Below are 19714 nucleotides of genomic sequence, written 5' to 3' on the forward strand. Positions count from 1 at the left end.
CGGGCCGTCCAGGGGCTCGCGGGCCAGGTCAGTGCATCGGCGCCCAGATCGTCATCGGGCCGGTGCCGCGGTTGGCCCAGGTGTAGTACGGCACGAAGGTGAGGCCGACCGGGCCCTCGTGCTCCGGCTCCCGTGGCGCGCCCGCGGTGCGGTACGGGAAGCCCGCGTCGTCCGCGCGGTGCACGTGCGCCCTGCCCCGTGCGAGGACCGGCACCACCTCGGCGGGCAAGCCCGACAGCGGGGTTCCGTCGCGCGGATCGGGGTTCGTGGCCAGGCACAGGTCGTCCACGATGACGCCGGGGTGGTCGGCCTGCTCCAGGCAGTAGACGAGCGGCCCGCGCTCGACCGCGACCTGCCCGCGGGCCACGTCCAGGCGGGGCACGGCGGCGGTGAGGCGCGGGCGGACGGCCAGGTCCAGCGTGACGCGGTCGCCGGGCCGCCAGGTGCGGCGCAGGCGGTGGTATCCGGGGTCGGCGGGCTGCCCTTCCACGCCTGCCCCCTCGGCCCACGACGGGATGCGCAGCGCGAGCGTCCATGGGTGATCGGGCGTCTGCCGGACCACGACCTCGACCCGCCCGTCCCACGGGTAGCCGGTCTCCACCTCCAGGAGCACGTCCCCCACCCGGATCGTGCCGGACGCGTACAGGTGGACCTGGACGCCTTCGGCGTCGCCGGTGGCGAGGTAGTGACCGAGGGAGGAGAGCAGGCGCATGACGTTGGGCGGGCAGCAGGCGGTGCCGTACCAGTCCTGGCGGCCCCTGGCGGCGGCGCGGCGGTCGTCGGGGTCGGCGCCGGCGCGCACCCGCAGCGCGTTGACGTAGAAGAAGCGGTCGCCGCCGAGGGAGATGCCGGGCAGGACGGCGTTGAACAGGGTGCGCTCCATCAGGTCGGCGAAGGCGGGCTCGCCGGTGGCCAGGAGCATGCGCCAGGACCACTGCACGCTGCCGACCGCGGCGCAGGTCTCGCAGTAGGCGGTCTCGGGGGCCAGCTCGTGCGGGCCGCCGAACTGCTCGCCGTACCAGACGGAGCCCAGCCCTCCGGTCAGGTACGTCCTGGTCGCCACCATGTCGCGCCACTGGCGGGCGAGCGCGGCGAGCAGGTCGCCGTCGGCGGTCTCGGCGGCGACGTCCGCGGCTCCGGCGGCCAGGTACACGGCGCGGACCGCGTGCCCCTCGACCGTGGCGGCCTCCCGCAGCGGCACCCGGTCCTGGCGGATGCCCGGCCCGTGGTGGCCCTTGAGCGGCAGGCGCCGCCGGCCCCGGTCGGTGACCATGCGGGCGGCCAGGTCGAGGTAGGGGCGTACCCCGGTCTCGCGGTAGAGCTCGGCCAGGGCGGTCTCGATCTGCGGGTGCCCATCGAGCGCGCCGGCGGGCAGGTCCTTGACGAGATGGTCGGCGAGCTTCCCGGCCACCCGCAGCAGCGTGTCGTCGCCGAGGGCGCGGCTGCCGGCGACGGCGGCCTGCATGAGGTGGCCCGCGCAGTAGAGCTCGTGGCTGGAGGCCAGGTCGGAGTAGGGTTCGCGGCCGGTGAGCTGGGTGTGGGTGTGCAGGTAGCCGTCGGGGCGCTGGGCGGCCGCGACCAGCCCGGCCGCCTCGTGGTACGACCGCGCGAGCTCGTCGTCGTCGGCCCTGCCGCGTTCCCAGGCCACCGCCTCCAGCCACTTGTAGACGTCGGAGTCGGCGAAGACCTTGCCGCGGTGCTCCCCTCCGGCACCGCGGGCGGCCGCCTCCAGGTTGGCGATCGCGCCGGACTCGCGGATGCGCTCGCCGCCCAGCGGGATCGTCACCTCGCGGTTGACCCGCTGACGGTCGCCCCAGAACCCGCCCGCGATCCGCGCTCCGGAGGCGGGTCGCAGGGTCACTGCCGCTTCCGGACGCGGCCGCACCACCGAATCATCGCTCATGCGGCCATCGTGCCTCAGTCTCACATATCCAACAAGATATGAATATTTATACACACCTTGACGGAGACGTCCATGGCGAAGGAGGCTGAATGCGAGGTTTATGCGCCCTTGAATATTTATGAGGTGTGGACATGTCGGAGATTCCCGACACAGTGTTGCTGGAGGAACGGGCCGAGCTGGCGATGAACGCGGTGGCCGGGCTGCCCGACGCGGACCTGGGCGGCATCCCGTACTTCAGCGCCGACCTGCTGGCCCGCCCGGCCACGCTCCACCACGGCGACTGGGACTGGGGCTCCAGCCACGGCCGGCTGCTCGACGCCTGCCTGCTGGCCAGGCAGATGACGGGCAAGGACGCCTGGCGGGAGGTCGAGGACGGCTTCCGTACCAGGCTCATCGGCTTCTTCGGCGCGGACGGGCTGAGCTACCGGCAGGCCAGGCCCGAGCGCGGCTGGCCGGCCAACGCCAACCTCATCGACCAGCGGGCCGTGCTGCTGTCGCTGACCACGTGGTTCGTCTCCGACGGCGACCCCGAGGCCAGGAGGCTGGTGGACCGGCACGTGGCCGCGCTCAAGCGCATCGCGATCAAGGAGCGGGACGTCTGGTTCTACCCCGCCTCCGAGTACACCCCCGAGGGCTGGCCCTCCCCCAACGCCGTCGCGCTGCACCTGGCCCCCGACCCCGCCTCGTTCAGCGGCCGGTTGATCATGCCGCTGCTCCGCTACCACCAGGCGACCGGCAACGAGGACGCGCTGGAGCTGTGCGGGTGGTTCGCGCGGCTGATCGTGCACAAGAGCGGCGTGTACAACGAGGACGGCAGCTTCAACGCCGCCCGCGCCTACCGCAGCGGCCACTTCCACACCCGGCTGGGCACCCTCGAAGGGCTGGCCCGCTACGCCCGCCACACCGGCGACCACGAGCTGACCGCGTTCGTGCGCCGCGCCTACGACTGGGCGCTCGGCCAGGCCACCGCGTTCGGCTGGACGCCGGGCGACCTGGCCGACCAGCGGTACGAGCACGAGAGCTGCTCCCTGGTCGACCTCATCGGCACCGGCACCACGCTGGCCGCCGCCGGGCACAGCGCGTACTGGGGCGTGGTGGAGCGGTTCCTGCGCAACCACCTCGTGGAGTCGCAGCTCCTCGACCTGAGCTGGGTCGAGTCCGCGCCCGACACCTCCGGCGACGAGCCGGGCTGGACGACGCACGTACGGGTGGGCGAGCGCGTGCGCGGCGCCTTCGCCGGCTACGGCGCGCCCAACGACTTCGTCTGCGACGTGGAGCTGGGCCGCGGCCACACCGCCGACGTGCAGGCGTGCTGCGTCGGCTCCGGCGTGCGCGGCCTGTTCTGGGGCTGGAACTCGATCGTCACCGGCAACCGGATCAACCTCCTCCTCACCCGGGCCACCAGGCAGGTCACCGTGCTCAGCCACCTCCCCCACGAGGGCCGGGTGGACCTCGACGTGCACGAGGACCTGCCGGAGCTGCGGATGCGGGTGCCGGACTGGGCGGGGTACGCCAAGGTCCGCGTGATCCGCGGCACCGGGGGCTTCGACGGCACCCAGGCCGGGGCGTGGGCCCCCGACGGCTACCTGTCGATCCCCGCCCCGCGCGCGGGCGAGCGCGTCACCGTCACCTTCCCCGTCCCGGAGACGACCAGCACCGAGATCGCCGCCGGCCGCGAGTACCAGGTGCGCTGGCGAGGCGACGACGTGATCGGCATCAGCCCGGAAGGGACCGCCCGCCCGATGTACAGCGGCCGCAAGGTGCACCCCACCGCCCCCCGGAGGAACTACGAGCTGGCCCGGCCCGCGAAGGAGTGGACGTGGTGAACATCATGCCGGACGACTGGTCGCTGCCCGAGCCCCCGGACGCCCCGGAGCTGCGCCCGTACGACCTGCGCTGCGAGCACCTGCGCACCCCGCTCGGCGTCGGCACCCGCACGCCCAGGCTGGCCTGGCGGCTGGCCTCCGACCGGCGCGGCGACGCCCCCACCGCTCACCGCGTCACCGTGCACGGCCCCGGCGACGCCCTGGCCTGGGACAGCGGCTGGATCGACGGCCAGGACGTGAGCGCCGACTACGGCGGGGCGCCGCTGGTGTCGTTCGCCCGCTACACCTGGCGGGTCGAGGTGCGCGGCGGCGGGTCGGCGCGATCGTGGTTCGACACCGGGGTGCTGCACGCCGACGAGTGGCGGGCCGCCTGGATCGAGCACGACCCCGAGACGCAGCCGCCGTTCGAGCCGCCCACGGACGACCGCGAGCCCCGCACCCCGCGCACCGCCCACCTGCCCGCGCCCCGCTACTTCCGGCGCGTCGTCGACCTGCGCCCCGCCACCGCCGTGCGGATCGCCGTCACCGCCCGCGGCCTGTACGAGCTGCACGTCAACGGCCACCGCGCCGGCGACGGCGAGCTGACCCCCGGCTGGACCGACTACCGGCAGCGCGTCCCGTACCAGGTGTACGACGTCACGGACCTGGCCGGGGACGGGCCGCTGTGCGTGGGCGCGATCCTGGCGGACGGCTGGTGGTCGGGCAGCCTCGGCTGGGACGGCCGGCAGCAGGCCCAGCGCTACGGCCGGCACCCGCAACTCCTCGCGCAGATCGTGGCCGAGCACGCGGACGGCTCCCGCACCGTGATCGGCACGGACGAGCGCTGGCGGGAGACGACCGGCCCGCTGCGCTACGCCGACCTGCTCATGGGCGAGTGGTACGACGCCCGCCTCGACCTCGGCGGCTGGGACCTGCCGGGCTTCGACGACTCCTCCTGGGCCCCGGCCCGCGTCGCGGACACCGACCTCTCGGTGCTCGTGCCGTCCCTGGCCGAGCCCGTACGGGTGACGCAGGACCTCGCACCCGTGGAGATCCGCGCCCACGACGGCAGGACGATCGTGGACCTCGGCCAGAACATCGCCGGCCGCGTCCGGCTGACCGTGCGCGGCGCCGCGCCCGGCACCCGCGTCACGCTCCGGCACGGCGAGGCGCTCACCGACGACGGCGGTCTCTACACCGCCAACCTGCGCTCCGCCGAGGCCACCGACCACTACGTGACGGCAGGGCGGGCGGAGGAGACGTACGAGCCGCGCTTCACCGTGCACGGCTTCCGCTACGTCGAGGTCACCGGGCACGCCGGCGTCGAGGTCGTGGGCCGGGCGATGCACTCGGACACGCCGGTGGCGGGCGAGTTCTCCTGCTCGGACGCCATGGTGCGGCAGCTCATGAGCAACGTCCGGTGGAGCCAGCGCGACAACTTCGTCTCCGTCCCGACCGACTGCCCGCAGCGCGACGAGCGGCTCGGCTGGACGGCGGACGCGCAGGTGTTCCTGCCGACGGCCTGCTACAACGCGGACGTGGCGGCGTTCTTCACCGGCTGGCTGGCCGACCTGCGCTGCGCGCAGACGGCCGAGGGCGCGGTGCCCGACGTCGTGCCGCACGTCATCACCGAGCGGCACGGCAGCCCCGCCTGGGGCGACGCCGCCACGATCGTGCCGTGGCACCTGTACGAGGTGTACGGCGACGAGCGGGTGCTGCGCGACAGCCTGCCCAGCATGCGCCGCTGGGTCGACCACGTCGAACGCCACAACCCCGGCCTCGTCTGGCGCGACAAGGTCGGCAGCCACTACGGCGACTGGCTGCAGGCGGACGTGCGCACCGACCGGGACGTGCTCGCCACCGCCTACTTCGCGCTCAGCGCCGACCTTACGGCCAGGGCCGCCGCCGTGCTGGGCGACACCGCGGCCCGCGACCGGTACGCGGGGCTGCGGGAGCGGATCGGGGAGGCGTTCGCGCGCGAGTTCGTCTCCCCGGACGGGCGGATCACCGGCGACACGCAGACCGGCTACCTGCTGGCGCTCGCGCACCGCCTGGTCCCCGCCGGCCTCGTGCCCGCCGCCGTCGCCCACCTCGTGGCCGACCTGGAACGCCGGGGGCGGCGGCTGACCACCGGGTTCGCCGGGGTGGCGCTGCTCGGGCCCGTCCTGTCGGCGCACGGGCACGCCGACCTGGCGTACGCGCTGCTGCACGACGACCGCTACCCGTCGTGGGGGTACTCGATCAAGCGCGGGGCCACCACGATCTGGGAGCGGTGGGACGGGTGGACGGAGGAGAGCGGCTTCGGCCCCGTCGCCATGAACTCCTTCAACCACTACGCGCTCGGCTCCGTCGGGGCGTGGCTGTACGGCGGGGTAGCCGGGCTCGGGCAGGAGGAGGGGTCGGTGGGCTTCCGGCGTCCGCGGATCCGGCCGCTGGTCGGGGGTGCTCTGCGGTGGGCCTCGGCGGCGTACGAGACGCCGCTCGGGCGGCTGTCCAGCCGGTGGGAGATCTCCGGGGGCGAGTTGCGGCTGTCGGTGCGGATCCCGCCGGGAGCTGTGGCCACCGTGCACGTGCCGACGACGGATCCGTCGTCGGTGCGCGAGTCGGGCGAGCCTGTGGCCGGGGTGGTGGGACGGACCGGGTCGGCGCTGGTGTGCCAGGTCGGGTCCGGACAGTACTCGTTCACCTCGGCCTGGTGACGGCTGGAGGCCCGGAAACGTTCGGAGGCCTGGTGGCGGGCGGCGGCACGGTGGCGGGCGGCGGCCGGGCCGTCACCACCTGGGCTGCCGCGGCGGAGGCGATCGGGGTCCGGCTGCGGGACGTGACGGTGCGGAACGTGGTGCGCGCCTCCGTGGGCGGGGCAGGGCTGCGGGTGCGGCTGACCAACGCGTTCGGGGGGCGGGCGGTGACGTTCGGGCGGGTGTGCGTGGGGGTGCCGCGGGCGGGGGCCGCGCTGGAGCCGGGGTCGAACCGGGGGGTGACGTTCGGCGGGCGCGCCGGGGTGACGGTGGAGGCCGGGGAGACGGTGCTCAGCGATCCGGTGCCGGGGCTCGTGGCGGGGCGGGGGCGGCTGGCGATCAGCGTGTACGTACGGGGAGAGTGCGGCACGCTGACGGGCCGCAACCGCGCCACCGCCCCGGCCTGCCCACCACCCGCCGCCCCGGACGCGCCCGGTCCGTGGGGCGCGTCCGGCCCACTGCCGTCCGCCGGGGTGCGGGAGCCTGCCGTCTCGCCCGCCTACCGGTCCCTGCCCGGCGATCACGCCGCCGACGAGGGCGGCGGCGCGTACGTCGAGCCCGTCGCGGTGTGGCACTGGCTCGACGCGCTGACCGTGGTCGCGCCCGGGCCCGTGACGGTCGTGGCGGCGCTCGGCGACTCGCTCGCCGTCGGCGTCGGCTCGGAGACCGGACACGGCTGGGCCGACCTGCTCGCCCACCTCTCGGGAGTGGCGGTGCTCAACGAGGGCGTGTCGGGCGGGAAGGTGCTCGCGGCCGGGACGGGACGGCCCGCCGAGGCGCGGCTGACCGCCGAGGTGCTGACCAAGCCGGGCATCGGCACCGTGATCGTGCAGGCGGGCGTCAACGACCTCGGCGCGGGCGCGCGGGCGGACGACCTCGTCGCCGCGTACCGCCGCATGGTGGCCGCGGCGCACGCGGCCGGGGTCCGCGTGATCGGCGGGACGGTCACGCCGTTCGCGGGCGCCGACTACCACACCGAGGCCGGCGAGCGGGCCCGGCAGGCGGTCAACGCGTTCGTCCGGGAAGGCGGCGCGTTCGACGCGGTGGCCGACTTCGACGCCGCCCTCCGCGACCCCGCCGCCCCCGCCCGCCTGCTGCCCCGTTACGACAGCGGCGACCACCTGCACCCGAGCGCGGCCGGCCACCGGGCGATGGCGGCCGCGATCGACATGCCGCCGGCCGGCTGGACGACGCCACTCCTGCGGCCGAGCGGCCCGGCACACCCGCCGGGGTGACGTCCCCGCAGCACGGCGGCCTGCCCGCGCCAGCCAGAGACGGCATCACCCGCGTCACGGCGGCCCCCGCGCCCTCCGGAGCCGCCCGCGGGGGAGCGGCCCGGCGCGCGCCGGGAACGCCTGCCGTGGGGCCGGCGGCTCTACGCCGGATACTGGATCGCCGGCTCCGGGCGGTGGATCCCCCGGGGCCGGTAGCCGAGGGCGTCGGAGAGCCCGAGGTAGTCGGCCAGCAGCCAGATGATGGCCAGCCACATCTCCGTGCCCTGCAGCCCCGGCGTGCGTGCCGCGCCGCTCCCCCCGGTCAGCGCGAAGCTGAGCCCGGCGCCGTCGTGCCAGCCGCCCAGCGCGCGGCCGAGGTGCTCCCTGGCCCACGCCTCGCCCTCCGCCCGGCGGTGCGGGGTCTGCCGGCCGAGCAGCCACAGGGGATGGATGACGTCGAGCACGTTGCAGGCGTTCCCGGCTCCGGGGCCGAAGTAGCGGGGGTCGCGGGCCTGGGCGAGCACGGTGTCCACGGCCCGCTCCGGGTACGGCAGCGGCATCCCGAACTGCGCGAACGTCCCCCGCGTGAGCCGGTAGAAGCCGTTGACCACCATCAGCCATCCGGAGCCCGCGTCCGGCTCGCCCCACATGCCGTGGGTCCGGCGCACGCGGGTCAGCAGCCAGCCGTACAGGGTCTCGACGTCGCCGCGCAGGCCGAAGTCGGCGAGGTTGCGGTAGAGGCCGGTCCCGATCGCGTCCACCACCGAGCCGGACGTCCACGCCTCCCGCGTCCAGTCGAGGCCGTCGAGCAGCGCGGTCAGGTCCTGGGAGCGGAGGTCGTGGACGGCGTGGACGGGGTGCTGGAAGGCGGTGCCGAGCAGGTCGAGCGCGTAGCCGACGCAGAGCACGTGGTAGGCGGTCACGCCCTCCAGCTCCGGCCGTCCCGCGTCGCCCGCCTCGGGTGAGCCGGGGGCGCCGAGCTCGGGGACCAGGCCGGTGCCCGGGTCCTGGCGGTCGCGGAGGAAGGCGACGATCTCGTCGCGGGCCGGGGTCGGTGGCGGGCCGCCGAGCAGCAGGTCGGCGATCTCCACCGCGTCGCACCAGGCGCGCACGGTGGGCTGGGCGCCGGGCCGGTCCACGTACCGGTCGCCGGTCCAGCAGCGCGCCAGCACCGCCTCGGCCTGCTCCCGCGCCCGCCCCGCGAACGCCGCCAGCCGCCCTTCCAGATCCCCGCCCCCGCCGGCTGGGGAGAGGGCCGTGGCGGGGCGGGGGGTGCGGCGGTCGCGGAGGGGGCGGGCCGGGTTGCCCGCCACCATGGCCCAGGCGGGCACGTCCTTGGTGACGACCGAGCCCGCCCCGATGATCGCGTGGTCGCCGATCGTCACGCCGTCGAGCACGACGACGTTCGAGCCGATCCACACGTCGTTCCCGATCCGGATGCCCTCCGAGGTGATCGGCTGGCGGAAGACAGGCCGGTCGGGCGCGGTGCCGTGGTTGAAGCCCAGCAGGGACGTGTGCGCCCCGATCCGCACCGCGTTCCCCAGCTCCACCCGCCCCCGCACCACCGCGTACGGGTTGACGGTGCAGTCCTCCCCCATCGAGACGTCATCGGTGACGTAGGCATGGGCGGCGATGTAGCAGAAGTCCCCCATGCGCAGCCGGTCGGTGTGCACGGCGGCCAGCGGCGAGAGGAACACCTTGCCCGCCGCGTCGAGCCCGGTCCGCTCCCGCAGGCCGGCCTGGTGGAGCTCCTGGGCGCGGCGGTCCTCGTCGGTGGCGTGGTCCCAGAACAGCCACGGGCAGTAGTCGAACGTGTACGGCTCTGTCATGCGATCAGCTTCCTCTCGCCACGGTCAGCGTCATGGACCAGGAGTAGCGGCGGACCTCCAGGCGGTACCGCCCGGGCAGCGCCGGGCCGCAGGAGGCGCTGCCGATGCCCTGCTGGCCGTGGTCGAGGTTCAGCCACACGCGCCCGGAGTCGGTCAGGTCGTGCGGGTGGCGGGCGGCCTGCAGGGCCTCGCTCGTCCAGCGGCGGGCGGTGAAGTCCAGGTGCGGCTCGCCGTCCACGCGCAGGATGGGCAGCCCGGGGCCGGACAGCTCCAGCCAGCGGGTCTCGACGTGGTTGCCGTTCTCCTGGGGGACGAGGTAGGGGGTCTGGAGGGCGTCGATGGACCGGGCGTACCTGCCGACCCGGGCGGCGGCGCGGCTGTCGGCGTACGACTCCCCCGGGCCCCGGCCGAGCCAGAGGACGTCGGTGTAGCCGCCGGGGAGCGACCATCTCGTGCCCATGCGGGGCGGGTTGACGGTGAGGTGGCCGTAGGCGGTGTCGTCCCAGTCGCCCACGGGGTCGGCCTCGACGAGGAGGTGGAGCGTGCCGTCCCGCCAGCGGTAGGTGTAGGTGGTGCGGAAGCCGAGGGTGCGGGTGGCGGGGCCGCTGCGGCCGCGTACGACGAGGGTGTGGCCGTCGGGGCGCTCGACGCCGCCGGCGCGGTGCAGGAAGCGGTCCAGGCCGACCGCCTCCCAGTCGGCGGCCAGGGCGTTCCTGGGGCCCTGGCCGCGGTCGTTCTCGGTGGGGGCGCGCCAGACGTCGAGCACGGGGCCGTCCAGTTCGAGCTCGCCGAGGCGGGTCAGGCGTCCCGTCCTGCCGTCGAACGCCGCCTCGCCGAGCCGCACCTCCCCCGCCCGGCCGCCCGTCGCGGTGGCGGGGCGCGGGTGGCGCGGGGCGCGGCGGTGGGGCGTGCCCGGGCCGAGCCTCGCCTGCCCCCAGGCGATCACGTGGCCGGCCGGAGCCCAGCGGGTGTCCTCGGCGAGCACGGCCTCGATGGTCAGCCACCTCTCACCGGACGCTTCCGCCCGCCCCGGCTCGCGCGCCATGGCGGCGGCCTCGTCAGGCGGGGGCACGCGCACCTCCGGCCGTGCCGTGGCGGCGGCCTCCTCGGGCAGCGGCACGCGCACCTCCGACCGCGCCGGGCAGTCCGGCACCGCCAGCCGCCCCTCGGCCTTGAGGATGCCGTCCGCCTTCACCCGCCAGCGGAAGCTCAGGTGCGCCAGCGACACCGCGTCGTGCTTGTTGACGACCACGACCTCGCCGCCCTCCACCGAGATCGACACCGGCTCGATGGCCTTGCGCAGCTCGGCCAGCCCGGGCGACGGCGTGCGGTCGGGGAACAGCAGCCCGTCCAGGCAGTACCGCTCGCCGTTGGGCTGGTGGTCGATGTCCCCGCCGTGCCGGTAGTACCGGCGGCCGAGCGCGTCCACCCCCGCCAGCCCGTGATCGATCCACTCCCACACGAACGCCCCGCAGAACCGCTCGTACGACTCCAGGATCGTCTGGTAGTCCACGAGCGAGCCGGGCCCGTTGCCCATGGCGTGCGCGTACTCGCACAGCAGGAACGGCAGCCCGCGCCGCCGCACGTCGTCCGCCGAGCCGGGCACGACGCCCTCGGGCGTCTCCTCCTTGCGCCGCCCGACGCGTTCGAGGTCGTCCAGCGACGGATACATGAGGCTGTAGAAGTCGGAGTGCCGGTAGCTGGGATCGCGCTCGTAGTGCAGGAGCCGGGTGGGGTCGCGCTCGCGGATCCAGGTCTCGATGTCGGCGAAGGCGGGGCCGCTGCCGCTCTCGTTGCCGAGGGACCAGATGACGACGCTGGGATGGTTCTTGTCGCGCTCGACCATGCGGCGGGCGCGGTCGAGCAGGGCCTCGCGCCACATGGGCTCGGCGGGCGGGTTGCCCTCCCAGCCGGCGTAGATGAAGCCGTGGGTCTCGATGTCGCACTCGTCCACGACCCACAGCCCGTACTCGTCGCACAGCCGCAGGAACTCCGGGTGGGGCGGGTAGTGGGCGGTGCGGACGGCGTTGACGTTGTGCCGCTTCATCAGCTCGATGTCGCGGATCATGGTCTCGCGGTCGAGGGAGCGGCCCCTGTCGGGGTCGTGCTCGTGCCGGTTGACGCCGCGGAACAGCACCGGCGCCCCGTTGACGAGCAGCCGTCCGCCGGAGATCTCGACGGTTCTGAAGCCGATCGCCAGCTCGATCGTCTCCCCGGCGGCGGACAGGGTGCCGCGGTAGAGGCGGGGGTGCTCGGCGCTCCACGGCTCCACCCGGTCGATCGTGATCTCCTCGCCGGTGGCGGCGGCGATGCCGAGCTCCGGCACCTCCACCAGGCCGGGGGCGTCGGCGGTGACCAGGAGGGTTCCGGTGCCGGAGGAGTAGGAGGCGCGTACGGTGAAGTCGTCGATGCCGCCCTCGGGCCTGGACAGCAGCTCCACGTCGCGGAAGATGCCGGGCAGCCACCACATGTCCTGGTCTTCGAGGTAGCTGCCCGACGACCAGCGCTGCACGCGTACGGCGAGGAGGTTGCCGCGCGGCCGGACCTTGCCCGTGACGTCGAACTCGAACGGCAGCCTGCTGCCCTTGGAGTGCCCGAGCAGCTCGCCGTTCAGCCAGGCGGTGCCGCAGGAGTCGACGCCCTGGAAGCGCAGCACCGCGCGCCCGCCCGGCCAGCCGGGTGGCAGGTCGAAGCGCAGCCGGTGGTCGCCGGTCGGGTTCTGGTCCGGCAGGTACGGCGGGTCGATGGGGAACGGGTAGGCGGTGTTGGTGTAGAGGGGCTGGTCGTGCCCTTCCAGCACCCAGTGCGACGGCACCCTGATCGAATCCCAGCCCGTGTCGTCGAGGCCGGGGTCCGCGATCGAGGGGCCGGTGCCGCCGGCGGTGCCGGAGAGCCGGAAGCGCCACTGGCCGTTGAGCGAGAGCCGGGGCGCGTCGGAGACGAAGTCCGCGCGGGGCGCCCGCCGCCCTGAGCCCGGCCCGGGGTCCTCATGGAACTCGAGCATTGTACGAGCGTCCCTCCGCCGAGGTGCGACAAAACGTTTTAACCCTATAAGGGTGATCGCTTCTCCACCAGATCTCACAGGCATTGACATCCGACCGTGAATAAATATATCCTCCGGTAAATCGTTTTAAGATTCGCTGGGGATCCCATGACGCCATCACCCCCGACGAGCAGCACCGGCATCCGCTTCGGCACCGCCTACTACTGGGAATACCAGCAGGCCCCCGACCTCGATCGCGACCTCGACCTCATGGTCCGGGCCGGGATCGACACCATCCGGGTCGGCGAGTCCGTCTGGTCGACCTGGGAGCCCCGCGACGGCGAGTTCGCCCTCGACTGGCTGACCCCCGTCCTGGACGGCGCCTCGGAACGCGGCATGAAGGCCCTGCTCGGCACCCCCACGTACGCCGTCCCGCCCTGGTTGCAGCGCAAGCACCCCGAGCTGGCCGTCGTGCGGGCCGACGGCCGCCGGGTCCCCTGGGGCGCGCGCCAGGAGGTGGACTTCACCTCCCCGCTCTTCCGCCGCTACGCCGAACGCGTCATCCGCCAGGTCGTCGGCCGCCACGGCGGTCACCCGGCCGTGCTCGGCGTCCAGCTCGACAACGAGCCCGGTCTGCACCTCATCCACAACGAGCCGGTGTTCGAGCGGTTCAGGTCCTGGCTGGCCAAGCGGTACGGCGACGTCGAGCGCCTGAACGAGGAGTGGGGCCTGGCGTACTGGTCGCACCGCCTCGGCTCCTGGGACGAGCTGTGGCCGCCCGCCGGCAACACCACCCCGTCCTACGACCTGGCCTGGCGGCGCTTCCAGGCCGAGCTGACCACCGAGTTCATCGCCTGGCAGGCGGCCATCGTGCGCGAGCTGGTCCCGGAGGACCGCGAGCTGACCACGTGCCTGGCCTACCAGCGCCCGGCCCTGCACGACGTGGAGCTGTCCGAGCACCTGACCGTCACCAGCGGGAACGCGTACTACCTGACCCAGGACGCCCTGACCCGCGACTCGCCCCCTGAGATCACCTGGTTCGCCACCGGGGCCGCCGGGCTGTTCCAGGCGGCCGACCGCATGTACGCCGCCAAGCGGCGGCGCTTCTGGGTGACGGAGACCAACGCCGGCTCCATCGCCGGGTCCCAGCTCAACCTGCCGCCCTACGACGGCCAGCTCCGCCAGGCCGCGTGGGCGCTGGTGGCGCGCGGCGCGGAGCTGATCTCGTACTGGCACTGGCACACGCTGCCCTACGGCGCGGAGACGTACTGGGGCGGGATCCTCGGCCACGCCATGGAGCCGGGCCGCGTCTACCACGAGATCGCCGCGCTGGGCGCGGAGCTGGCGCGGGCGGCCGGGGACGTCACGGGCCTGACCCCGGACGCCGACGTCGGCTTCCTGTACTCCCACGACAGCAAGTGGGCCCTGACCTTCCAGCCGCCGCTCACCCTCGACGGCCGCAACCCCGACCACGACTCCTACGAGCGCATCCTGGCCACCTTCTACCAGGGCGCGGCCGACGCGGGGCGGCAGGCGGCGTTCGTGACACCCGCACAGGTCAAACGTTTGCCCACGGTCGTCGCGCCCGCGCTCTACTGCCTGTCCGACGGGACGGCGCGGGAGCTGGAGGCGTACGCGCGGGGCGGCGGGCACCTCGTCCTGACCTTCCGCACGGGCTACGCCGACGAGGAGGCCAGGGCGCGGGCCGAGATCGCGCCCGGCCCGCTGCGCGCCCTGGCCGGGGTGCGCTACCTGGAGTACTCGACGCTGCTGGAGCCGGTCCCCCTGCACGGGCTCGGCACGCGGGACGTCGCCCGGCACTGGGCCGACGCCCTGGAGCCGGAAGGAGCCGAGCCGCTGGCCCGCTACGACCACCACCACTTCGGCCGCTGGCCCGCGATCACCCGCCACCGCGTGGGCACCGGCACGGTGACGTACGTGGGCACCCTGCCGGGCCGTGAGCTGACGGCCGAGCTGTTCCGCCGTCAGCGGCCCACGGCCCTGGTGACGGCGCAGTCGCCGCAGGTCACCCTGCACTCGGCGGTCAACGCGCGCGGCGAGCGCCTCTGGTTCGCCCACAACTGGTCCGGCCGCGAGAGCGAGGTGACCCTGACCGCCCAGGCGCGCGAGGTCACCGGCCGCCGCGAACCGTTACGGCCGGGCCCGCTGCGCCTGGCTCCCTTCGACGTACGAGTGGTGAAATGACCCCGTTCCAACCCACCTGGGAATCCCTGCGCACCCACCGCATCCCGCAGTGGTTCGGCGAGGCCAAGTTCGGCATCTGGTCGCACTGGGGCCCGCAGTCCGTGGCCCGCTCGGGCGACTGGTACGCCCGCCACCTCTACGGCATGCAACCCTGGTCGGAGCCCTGGGAACGCAAGCGCGCCGGCCGCCAGCACGCCCACCACCGCGCCCACTTCCAGGGCGGCGCCAAGGACCTGTTCCGGCACTGGCGGGCCGAGCGCTTCGACCCGGACGAGCTCGTCGACCTGTACGTGTCCAGCGGCGCCCGCTACTTCGTCGCCCTGGCCACCCACTGCGACAACTTCGACCTGTGGAACTCCGGGCAGCACGGCTGGAACGCCGCCAGGGTCGGCCCCGGGCGCGACATCGTGGCGGCGTGGGAGCGGGCGGCCCGCGCGGCCGGGCTGCCGTTCGGGCTCAGCTTCCACCAGAACTGGACCTGGCGCTGGCTGGACGTGGCCCACGGCCGCGACCCGGAGACCGGCGAGCCGTACGACGGCGCCCTGACCAAGGGCGACGGCGCCGGCACCTGGTGGGAGGGCCTCGACCCGGCCGAGCTCTACCCGGAACGCCACGAGCCCGGCGCCAGGCCGCCGGTCCGCGAGGCGGAGCGGTTCTACGCCCGCGTCCGCGAGGCGCTCGACCGTTACCGGCCCGACCTGGTCTACCTCGACGACGGCCGCCTGCCCTTCGACGAGGGCAGCGTCGTGGAGTCGCAGCCGGTCAGCACGGCGGGCCTCGACCTGCTCGCCCACTACTACAACACGTGCGACACCGGCGGCCTGGTCACCATCAAGGACGTGCCGGACCTGGACCGCACGGCCGTGCTCCTGGACTGCGAGCGCCGCCAGCTCGACGAGGCCCAGCCCCATCCCTGGCAGTTCGACACCAGCGACGGCGAGTGGTTCGACTGCTCCGACGACGACCCGATGTTCCACCCCCGCAAGACCGCGCAGCAGATCATCCACACGCTCATCGACGTGGTCAGCAAGAACGGCTGCCTGCTGCTCAACATCCCGCAGCACGCCGACGGCACGGTGGACGCCCGCGCCCGCGAGCTGCTGGCCGAGGTGGGCGCCTGGCTGCGCACCTGCGGCGAGGGCGTGTACGGCACCACCCCGTGGCTGCGCGCGGCGGAGGGCACGACCGGGCTCGGCGGCGTCAAGGGGTACGAGGGCTACAACGAGGCCGACCGCGCCTACCGGCCCACCGACGTGCGCTTCACCCGGCGCGGCGACACCCTCTACGCCACCCTCCTGGCCTGGCCGGAGGACCGGACGGCCACGATCACCAGCCTGGGCGCCACCGCCGGGCTGCTCACACGCCCGCCCGCCGCCGTCGAGCTGCTGGGGCACGGCCCCGTCCCCTGGCGGCAGTCCGGCCGGGCGCTCCACGCCGACCTGCCGCCCCGGCCGCCGACCAGGGCGGCCCACATGCTCAAGATCACAGGAGCCTCATGGTGAAGAACCTGCGTACCTGCGACCTGACCGACCCCCTCGGCCTGGAGGCCACCCGTCCCGTCCTGAGCTGGCAGCTCGCGGGCGCCACCGCGCAGACCGCCTACCACGTTCGCGTGGCCGGGCTGTGGGACAGCGGCGAGGTCGAGTCGGCCGACCAGCGCGTGCTCTACGGCGGCGAGCCCCTGACCAGCCGGACCGCCGCCCGCTGGCGCGTGCGGGTCCGCGACGCGGACGGGAACTGGTCGGGCTGGAGCGAGGAGGCGCGCTTCGAGCTGGGGCTGCTCGACGCCGCCGACTGGAGCGCCGGCTGGATCACCCACCCGGACTGGTACGACGAGGACGACGACCCCCGGGTCGGCGAGGGCCGCCCGCTGCCGCTGCTGGCCGGCGAGTTCACCCTGCCCGCCCCCGCGCTGAGCGCCCGGCTGCACGTCTCCGGCCTGGGCGTCTACGTGGCGTCGGTGAACGGCTCCCCGGTGACGGACGCCGTGCTGGAGCCGCCGTACTCGGACTTCGCCCAGCGGGTGGTGTACGCCACGCACGACGTGACGACGCTGCTGCGCGAGGGCCGCAACGCGATCGGCGTCGCGCTCGGCCCCGGTATCGCGCACGTGTTCCCGCACCAGGACCGCTACATGAAGTTCTTCGGCTCCAAGGCGGCCCCCCGGGCGATCGCGCAACTGGAGGTGGCCTACGCCGACGGGACGACCGGCCGGTTCGGCACGGGCGCGGACTGGCTGGCCACGCAGGGCCCGACGACGCGCTCGCACTGGTACGGCGGCGAGGACCACGACGCCCGCCTGGAGGTCCCCGGCTGGGACGTCCCGGGCACGGACCGCTCCGGCTGGCGCCCGGTGACCGTCCGGCCGGAGGGGGCCGCGAGGTTGCGGTCGAGGGCCTGCCCGCCGATCAGGGTCACCGAGGAGCTGCCGGCGGTGCGCAAGCTGGTCGCCACCGACGGCACGGCGGTCTTCGACGTCGGCGCGGTCACGGCGGGCTGGGCCGAGCTGCGGCTCGACCTCCCCGCGGGCCACTACCTGCGGCTGCTGCCGGGCGACCAGCTCGACGCGTTCGGCCGCGTGGTGCAGTCGAAGCCCACGACCGGCGCGCCGATCTTCAACACGTACGTCACCAAGGACGGCCCGCAGACCTGGCACCCCGCCTTCCGCTACGACGGCTTCCGCTACGTCGAGGTGCAGGGCCTGCCCGGGCACGTCGGCGCGGAGGCCCTGGCGGCGCTGGTGCTGCGCGCCGGCAACGAGCACATCGGCCGGTTCGAGACCTCCGACCCGCTGCTGAACGACATCCACCGGATCATCGACCGCGCGGTGCGCGGCAACATGTACAGCGTCCTGACCGACTGCCCGCACCGGGAGAAGCTGGGCTGGCTGGAGCAGGCCCAGCTGCTGTTCGACGTCGTCGCCTACAACTACGACGTGGCCGCCTACTGCCGCGAGCTGCTGGTCGGCATCGCGGAGGCGCAGACCGAGGACGGGCTGGTCCCCGACACCGCGCCCGAGTACGTGGTCTTCGACGGCGCGTTCAGGGACGACCCGAACTGGGGCGGCGCGCTGATCCGCATGCCGTGGCAGATCTACCGCTGGTACGGCGACACCACGGCCATGGAGCGGCACTACGACGCGATGGTCCGCTACCTGGACTACCTGACGGGCAAGGCCGAGGACGGCATCCTCGGGCACGGTCTCGGCGACTGGTTCGGCCTGGACGACTCGACGCCGGTGCCGCTGGTGTCCACGTGGGGTTACTGGCGGGCGGCGGCCACGATGGCCAGGGTCGCGGGCGTGCTCGGCCGCGACGACGACGCCAAGCGCCACCGGGCGCTGACCGACGCGATCTCGGCCGCGTTCACCGGCGCGTTCCGCCGGGAGGACGGCGGCTTCGGCGGCCAGGCGTCGCAGGTGTTCGCGCTGGACATGGGCGTCGTCCCGGACGAGCTGGCGCCCGCCGCGCTGGACCGGCTGAGCCGGGACGTGCGCGATGGCGCCATCACGGTCGGGGAGATCGCGCTGCCCGCCCTCTACCAGGTGCTGACCCGGGCGGGCCGGCACGAGGCGCTGTGGGGGTTCGCCACCTCGACCAGCCATCCGAGCTACGGCTACCAGGTGCGGCACGGCGCCACCGCGCTCACCGAGGCGTGGGACGGGCCGACGCGCGGCCTGTCGCAGAACCACTACATGCTGGGCGCCATCGACGCCTGGTTCTACCGGGGTCTCGGCGGCATCGGCCAGGCCCCGGGCTCGAACGGCTTCCGCGGGCTGCTCATCGCGCCCGCCGCGCCGGGCGACCTGGAGTCGGTGCGGGCGGCCACGCGGACGCCCTACGGACCGGTCGGCGTGTCGTGGCAGCGGTCGGACGGCGGGTTCGCGCTGGAGGTGGAGGTGCCGCCGGGCTCGTCGGCCGAGGTGCGGCTGCCGGACCTGGGCCTGCCCCGCCACACGGCGCCCGGAGGGGCGGTCGCGGTCGGGGAGCGTTCCTGGCGGGTGGGTGCCGGGCACTGGACGTTCGGAGCTACGAGGTGAGCGGCTACGACCCGGCGCGGATCAGGACCCCGCACAAGGCGGACCGCCTGCTGATCGGCCCGTCCGACGAGCCAGGCCGCTTCGACGGCCTCTTCGTGGACTGCCCGTTCGTGTGCTCCGACGCCGGCGAGTACCTGATGACCTACGTCGGCTTCGACGGCACCGGCTACCAGACCGCGCTCAGCCGATCGGCCGACCTGGAGACCTGGAGCCCCGGCGAGCTGATCTTCCCGCGCGACCCCGGTCACCCGTACCGCCGCTACAACGCCGCGCTCACCTCGATCGTGCGCGACAACCGGCTCCACTCCGACGGCCAGGTGACCTGGCTGGACGGCCGGGCGGTGGGCACGTACCACGCCTACCCGGAGCCCGGCATGGAGGCGGGCGCGGCGATCATCGGGTTCTGCGTCAGCGACGACCTGCGGAGCTGGACGGACACCGGCTCGGCGCTGCGCCCGCAGGACGGCGGCGAGTGGGAGCGCGGCGGCCTGTACAAGTCGTGGCTGCTGCGCCACGACGGCCTCTACTACTGCTTCTACAACGCCAAGAACCGCACCTACGACGGCTGGCGCGAGCAGGTCGGCTACGCCGTCTCCCCCGACCTCGAACGGTGGGAGCGCCCGCGCGCCACCCCGGTCGTGCCGAACGGCGGGCCGGGCGCGTTCGACGAGCGCTTCGCCTCCGACCCGTGCGTGCTGCGTGACGGCGACTGGTGGGTGATGTTCTACTTCGGGCTCTCCTTCGACGGGCACGCCCGCGAGGGGTACGCGGTCTCACGCGACCTGCGGACCTGGGAGAAGAGCGAGGAGATCCTCGTCGACGTGGGGCCGCCCGGCTCCGCCGACGACACGTACGCGCACAAGCCGGCCGTCGTCTCCCGTGACGGCCGGCTGCACCACTTCTACACGGCGGTGCGGCGGGCCGAGCCGTACCGGGTCGGCCAGCACCCCATGGCCGAGCGGCGCGGAATCTCCGTCGCCCGGTCGTGACCCCCCAAC

10 protein-coding genes are annotated in these 19714 nt (G+C 74.3%); 7 read left to right on the forward strand and 3 right to left on the reverse strand.

Annotated features, from left to right (window positions below; all coding sequences use genetic code 11):
• Positions 1 to 28: 28 nt before the first annotated feature.
• Positions 29 to 1903 carry a glycoside hydrolase family 127 protein gene (locus HD597_RS36595; protein WP_253748227.1) on the reverse strand — a complete coding sequence of 625 codons (1875 nt, stop codon included), beginning with the start codon at positions 1901 to 1903 and terminating at the stop codon, positions 29 to 31.
• Positions 1904 to 2034: 131 nt separating this feature from the next.
• Between HD597_RS36595 and HD597_RS36600 the strand changes: the two genes are divergently transcribed.
• The 3 genes from HD597_RS36600 to HD597_RS66140 are packed head-to-tail and all read left to right on the forward strand — an operon-like array spanning position 2035 to position 7681.
• Positions 2035 to 3729, forward strand: coding sequence for a glycoside hydrolase family 127 protein (locus tag HD597_RS36600; protein ID WP_253748229.1), 1695 nt, complete (start codon positions 2035 to 2037; stop codon positions 3727 to 3729).
• Positions 3723 to 6407 (forward strand): alpha-L-rhamnosidase, encoded by a 2685-nt coding sequence (locus HD597_RS36605; protein ID WP_253748231.1) that lies wholly within the window; start codon positions 3723 to 3725, stop codon positions 6405 to 6407. The genes HD597_RS36600 and HD597_RS36605 overlap by 7 nt, the downstream gene beginning before the upstream one ends.
• Positions 6404 to 7681: a GDSL-type esterase/lipase family protein gene (locus tag HD597_RS66140; RefSeq protein WP_253748233.1), complete on the forward strand. Its 1278-nt coding sequence runs from the start codon at positions 6404 to 6406 to the stop codon at positions 7679 to 7681. The genes HD597_RS36605 and HD597_RS66140 overlap by 4 nt, the downstream gene beginning before the upstream one ends.
• Before the next feature lie 140 nt (positions 7682 to 7821).
• Here the strand turns inward: HD597_RS66140 and HD597_RS36615 are convergent, their stop codons facing one another.
• Both HD597_RS36615 and HD597_RS36625 read right to left on the reverse strand, forming a co-directional pair.
• Positions 7822 to 9489: an acyltransferase gene (locus tag HD597_RS36615; protein WP_276083114.1), complete on the reverse strand. Its 1668-nt coding sequence runs from the start codon at positions 9487 to 9489 to the stop codon at positions 7822 to 7824.
• 4 nt (positions 9490 to 9493) lie between these two features.
• Positions 9494 to 12493 (reverse strand): glycoside hydrolase family 2 TIM barrel-domain containing protein, encoded by a 3000-nt coding sequence (locus HD597_RS36625; protein ID WP_253748235.1) that lies wholly within the window; start codon positions 12491 to 12493, stop codon positions 9494 to 9496.
• A 147-nt stretch (positions 12494 to 12640) separates the two neighbouring features.
• Between HD597_RS36625 and HD597_RS36630 the strand changes: the two genes are divergently transcribed.
• From HD597_RS36630 to HD597_RS66145, 4 genes are read left to right on the forward strand one after another with little or no spacing between them, the layout of a single operon-like run.
• Positions 12641 to 14677 carry a beta-galactosidase gene (locus HD597_RS36630; RefSeq protein WP_253748237.1) on the forward strand — a complete coding sequence of 679 codons (2037 nt, stop codon included), beginning with the start codon at positions 12641 to 12643 and terminating at the stop codon, positions 14675 to 14677.
• Entirely contained in the window at positions 14674 to 16179 is a 1506-nt protein-coding gene (locus HD597_RS36635) for an alpha-L-fucosidase (protein WP_253748239.1), read from the forward strand. Before HD597_RS36630 ends, HD597_RS36635 begins: the two co-directional genes overlap by 4 nt.
• Complete coding sequence (locus tag HD597_RS36640) at positions 16173 to 18716, forward strand: family 78 glycoside hydrolase catalytic domain (protein WP_253748241.1); 2544 nt, start codon at positions 16173 to 16175, stop codon at positions 18714 to 18716. Before HD597_RS36635 ends, HD597_RS36640 begins: the two co-directional genes overlap by 7 nt.
• Positions 18713 to 19705, forward strand: coding sequence for a glycoside hydrolase family protein (locus HD597_RS66145; protein ID WP_253748243.1), 993 nt, complete (start codon positions 18713 to 18715; stop codon positions 19703 to 19705). The genes HD597_RS36640 and HD597_RS66145 overlap by 4 nt, the downstream gene beginning before the upstream one ends.
• The last annotated feature ends 9 nt before the right edge of the window (positions 19706 to 19714 follow it).

Source organism: Nonomuraea thailandensis (genome assembly GCF_024172165.1).
Lineage (GTDB): Bacteria > Actinomycetota > Actinomycetes > Streptosporangiales > Streptosporangiaceae > Nonomuraea > Nonomuraea thailandensis.